This is a genomic window from Bifidobacterium aquikefiri, from assembly GCF_002259795.1.
Classification (GTDB): domain Bacteria; phylum Actinomycetota; class Actinomycetes; order Actinomycetales; family Bifidobacteriaceae; genus Bombiscardovia; species Bombiscardovia aquikefiri.
Genome location: NZ_MWXA01000011.1, coordinates 1 through 4,138, shown reverse-complemented (window position 1 = coordinate 4,138; position 4,138 = coordinate 1). Strand labels below are relative to the sequence as shown.

At 50.2% G+C, this 4,138-nt stretch carries 5 protein-coding genes and 3 rRNA genes; 3 read left to right on the top strand and 5 right to left on the bottom strand.

Going from position 1 to position 4,138, the window contains the following annotated elements; translation table 11 throughout:
- A 16S ribosomal RNA gene (locus tag BAQU_RS09945) occupies window positions 1-434 on the bottom strand; the annotation flags it as partial.
- A gap of 699 nt (window positions 435-1,133) precedes the next feature.
- Here BAQU_RS09945 and BAQU_RS09935 point away from each other — a divergent pair.
- From BAQU_RS09935 to BAQU_RS09925, 3 genes are all read left to right on the top strand, one after another.
- Window positions 1,134-1,406 (top strand): type II toxin-antitoxin system RelB/DinJ family antitoxin, encoded by a 273-nt coding sequence (locus BAQU_RS09935; RefSeq protein ID WP_094695249.1) that lies wholly within the window; start codon window positions 1,134-1,136, stop codon window positions 1,404-1,406.
- A 5-nt stretch (window positions 1,407-1,411) separates the two neighbouring features.
- Window positions 1,412-1,702, top strand: coding sequence for a type II toxin-antitoxin system RelE/ParE family toxin (locus BAQU_RS09930; protein ID WP_094695247.1), 291 nt, complete (start codon window positions 1,412-1,414; stop codon window positions 1,700-1,702).
- A 66-nt stretch (window positions 1,703-1,768) separates the two neighbouring features.
- Window positions 1,769-2,659: an aminoglycoside 3'-phosphotransferase gene (locus BAQU_RS09925; protein ID WP_094695245.1), complete on the top strand. Its 891-nt coding sequence runs from the start codon at window positions 1,769-1,771 to the stop codon at window positions 2,657-2,659.
- 152 nt (window positions 2,660-2,811) lie between these two features.
- Here the strand turns inward: BAQU_RS09925 and BAQU_RS09920 are convergent, their stop codons facing one another.
- From BAQU_RS09920 to BAQU_RS09910, 4 genes are all read right to left on the bottom strand, one after another.
- Window positions 2,812-3,036, bottom strand: a complete 225-nt coding sequence (locus tag BAQU_RS09920; protein WP_143242011.1) for a hypothetical protein — start codon at window positions 3,034-3,036, stop codon at window positions 2,812-2,814.
- Between the two features lie 25 nt (window positions 3,037-3,061).
- Window positions 3,062-3,238 (bottom strand): class I SAM-dependent methyltransferase, encoded by a 177-nt coding sequence (locus BAQU_RS10475; protein WP_158215700.1) that lies wholly within the window; start codon window positions 3,236-3,238, stop codon window positions 3,062-3,064.
- 290 nt (window positions 3,239-3,528) lie between these two features.
- Window positions 3,529-3,645 (bottom strand): 5S ribosomal RNA (gene rrf, locus BAQU_RS09915).
- Window positions 3,646-3,816: 171 nt separating this feature from the next.
- A 23S ribosomal RNA gene (locus BAQU_RS09910) occupies window positions 3,817-4,138 on the bottom strand; the annotation flags it as partial.

The following is a 4,138-nucleotide window of genomic DNA, read 5'->3' as shown; positions in this document are numbered from 1 at the left end:
AGCGGTTTACAACCCGAAGGCCGTCATCCCGCACGCGGCGTCGCTGCATCAGGGTTTCCCCCATTGTGCAATATTCCCCACTGCTGCCTCCCGTAGGAGTCTGGGCCGTATCTCAGTCCCAATGTGGCCGGTCGCCCTCTCAGGCCGGCTACCCGTCAAAGCCTTGGTGAGCCATTACCTCACCAACAAGCTGATAGGACGCGACACCATCTCATACCGCTAACACTTTCCCGAAAATCCATGCGGAAAATCGGAACATCCGGCATTACCACCCGTTTCCAGGAGCTATTCCAGAGTATGAGGCAGGTTAGTCACGCATTACTCACCCGTTCGCCACTCTCACCAAGACGCAAGCGCCTCGGATCCCGTTCGACTTGCATGTGTTAAGCACGCCGCCAGCATTCATCCTGAGCCAGAATCAAACCCTCCACAAAAAAATCATGAAGAGCCAAAAACGACTCTCAAAAATAATTCATATTGACGGATTCGTTCAAAAAAGAACAAACCACACAAAAAAATCGGCAATCATTAAGTCCTCCCAGACACCCAGAACCAAAGCCCCAGGCTCATGCCGAACTGGCAATTAATTGACTATAAAAAGTAGTACAAATACGCTTTTGAGTTCTCAAACCACCACCACACCAACATCTTGAACCACTCGTGAAGAATTGTTCTCGCTGTTGGGCAGCAAGGGATAAACTTACACGTCATTGCGGTTGAGTGCAAATCATGCACCCGTCGAATTCTTTCAAGCCTTGTAAACACTGGGTTCAAACGGCGTGTCGTATTCGACCCTCCACCTGAATCCTCGTATCTTCCGATACATATTGCCGCGCAATATTGCTTGAAATTGCTCCTGTTCGGCGTGTCATCCTCCATAATCCAAATTACATCATTGTTATTTGTACTCGGTTTTCCCGGGTAGCAGAGCTCACTCACGCCGGGGTCCTTCCCCTCATCAGCATTCCTCCAATCGCCATTCCTCCAATCACCGAGAGTCAAGGCTCATTCGTCGTTGTCACCGCACATCAAGCGTCCAACTATTGCACCATGTAGGGCAATTGCTGTACAATATATTTTAATTGACTGCATTGAGCAGTCGTTTGATTACTTTTTGCAGATAGGTGATTATCATGACCATGTCATCCGTGACTATTCGAGTTGATAGCGAGACCAAGGCTCAGGCAGCAGCCATTGCCGAGGAGCTCGGAATCGATCTTTCCGCAGCAACTCGAATGTTTTACAAGCAGATTATTCGTGAGCACGGCATTCCAGTCACGCTGAGTCTGGCAGACACTCCCAATGCACAGACGCGCAAGTCGATCGAGGAGGGCCGTGCCCTGCTCGCCACAGCTCAGCGCGGACACAAGGACGCAGACGAGCTGTTCGACTCCTTGGGAATCTGAACGCAATGCTGCAATCCCTTAGCACCGCCATTTTCAACCGTGATGTCAAACGCCTCGCGCACAAACATCGCGATATGGACAAACTCAAAGATGTGATGCGCCTCATCATCGAAGACTCCGCCGAGTCGACGATGCTGCTCGGGAGCAGACACAACGCACACCGATTGAACGGACAATGGTCTGATTGCTCTGAATGCCATGTTCATAACGAAGGCGACTGGCTACTCATCTGGATCAGAAATGACACGACGGTCACATTCCTCAGAACCGGAAGTCATGATGAATTATTCAATTAGTACCAGGACACCGCGCACTCACACCCCAACGCTTCCCGAATCGAAGTTCTTTCAAGTGCTAATCCTATGAAATTAACCCCGATTCCCTCAAATGCGTCGAGTGTCAACGCAATCTTTCCAGAATCCCTCGCGCGATTGGCCCTCGGATGCACGATATATGATACGAGTTCGTCTCCGGAAGCCAGGGTGTATTGCGTAGATACAGATGACCGTCGTCTGTTCATCAAAACCTCCACCAAGGGAAGCCTGAGTACCGAAGCGGTGATGACTCGATTTTTCCATCATCGAAAACTCGCGGCGGAAGTGCTGTTGTACGAAACGCTGCCGACGCCAGATCATCTATCGAATGGTGGGATTTCCCAACGCGACTGGCTGATTACCGGCGAAGTATTTGGTAAGGACTGTACCGACGAATCGTATCTCTCGGATCCCAAACATCTCTGTGAGAAGATGGCAGCGATACTGCACATGCTGCAAGAGCAGCCTATACACGATTTCCTTATTCCCCGGAGGACCGACAGCTACATTGCCAATGCCTGGAGCACGTGCTCTCGCATACTTTCCAACGCAACAGGGCAGGACAACCCAACGAGTAACCCCTCCCTTACCAAGGACATCGACGTTCGCTACTACACCGATCGCTTCGGAACTGCGTCGGTAATAGATATTGCCAGAGTGTTCCAAGAATACAGTCACTTATTGGCCTCAGACACCCTTATCCATGGAGACTACTGTTTGCCGAATATCATTCTCGACAGTTGGAAGTTCAGCGGATTTGTGGATTTGGATTGCGCTGGTATCGCCGATCCTCATATTGATGTGTTCTGGGCGTTGTGGACTTTGCAATACAACTTAGGCACGCATGATTATGATGACAGATTCCTGGATGCGTATGGACGCGAGCACATCAATGAAGATGCTTTACGAGCTGTGGCCGCAGCTGAGGTCTTTGGTTGATACTAAAGAACGGCGAAGAATTTTTGGAAAGCCAAATTGGGAACAGGATTGGGATACACAATCTCGATAGCCGTACAACACCCGGTTTCCCAGCATCATAGTCAACGTGAGTTTGCCTAGCAATAGATCGCTAGGGGTTGAGCACTGTCAATTCATGCTTGATTGGGTGTAATGGCAAGACCGGTGATCAGAGGGATCTCTGTGAATTCCCGTCTTTGGAAGTTCTTGAGAGTGAAGCCGGAAGCGACGAAACGCTCCTGCGTCTGTGCAAGAGGATCGCAACCATGATTGAAACGACGGGACAGCGGTGCCAATAACGACTGCAATGCGTGGACTACTGTATGCGGTGATGCTGCGACATGTTCCATGAAGTGCACGGCCGCTCCTGGTCGCAGTACTCGCTTAATCTCGGATAGTGCAACGACGTTTATCTGGTTCCAAGGCAATCAAGCTGATGGATTTAGGAAGATACGGAAGATTGTCTCCGTTCCCCGCGCCGATTTCCAGAACGGTTCCACTCAATGATGACACCGTATCTATACGAATCCTCTGGATTATCGATGACTGATTGTTGCTCATGCATCAAGTATGCATGATGCACGATGAAGTAGCTGACACCTACCCGGGTACGAATCAAAGAGTTCGAGCAACAATCTGCATGTGTGTATCATGCTGGGTTCAGAGACCTCCAACGGGAACACAGCATGCCCAGTTGTTATTGATAGACTGAGCGCTTGAGCCGATAAGGTACATTATGTTCGCTTCATCGCTAACAGTGGACGCTGAAATCTCTGGCTGTGTTGTTTGGTGTTGTGGGTGTGGTTGAACCCTGGGGAGCTGTGCTCGAACCCAGGGTTCTGTATCGTGTATAGCGGCAACGTGCTACTCTCCCACACCCTAACGAGTGCAGTACCATCGCCGTGCTAGGTCTTAGCTTCCAGGTTCGGAATGGAACTGGGCGTTTCCCCTAGGCTATGGTCACCGCAAATCTTCAATTATCACACACACGCTCGTGTGCATGGCTTGTGGTTGCTTGGGAACCGGATGGTGGACGCTTAACTATTTCATATGATCGCTTACAGTCAACAAGTGCTCCTTGCTGCTAGATGCTTCACTAGAAGGACTTGCATATCCACTCACCATGAAAGATAAGTGAAGTATGATTGCCTTTCGACTGTTAGTACCGGTCAGCTCCAACCCTCACGGGTCTTCCACATCCGGCCTATCAACCATGTAATCTACATGGAGTCTTCAGAAACTCGAAGGTTTCACGGAATTCTTATCTTGGAGAAGGCTTCCCGCTTAGATGCTTTCAGCGGTTATCCCTTCCGAACGTAGCTAACCAGCCGTGCCGCTGGCGCGACAACTGGCATACCAGAGGTTCGTCCACCCAGGTCCTCTCGTACTATGGGCAGGACTCCTCAAAATTCCAACGAGCGCAGAGGATAGAGACCAAACTGTCTCACGACGTTCTGAACC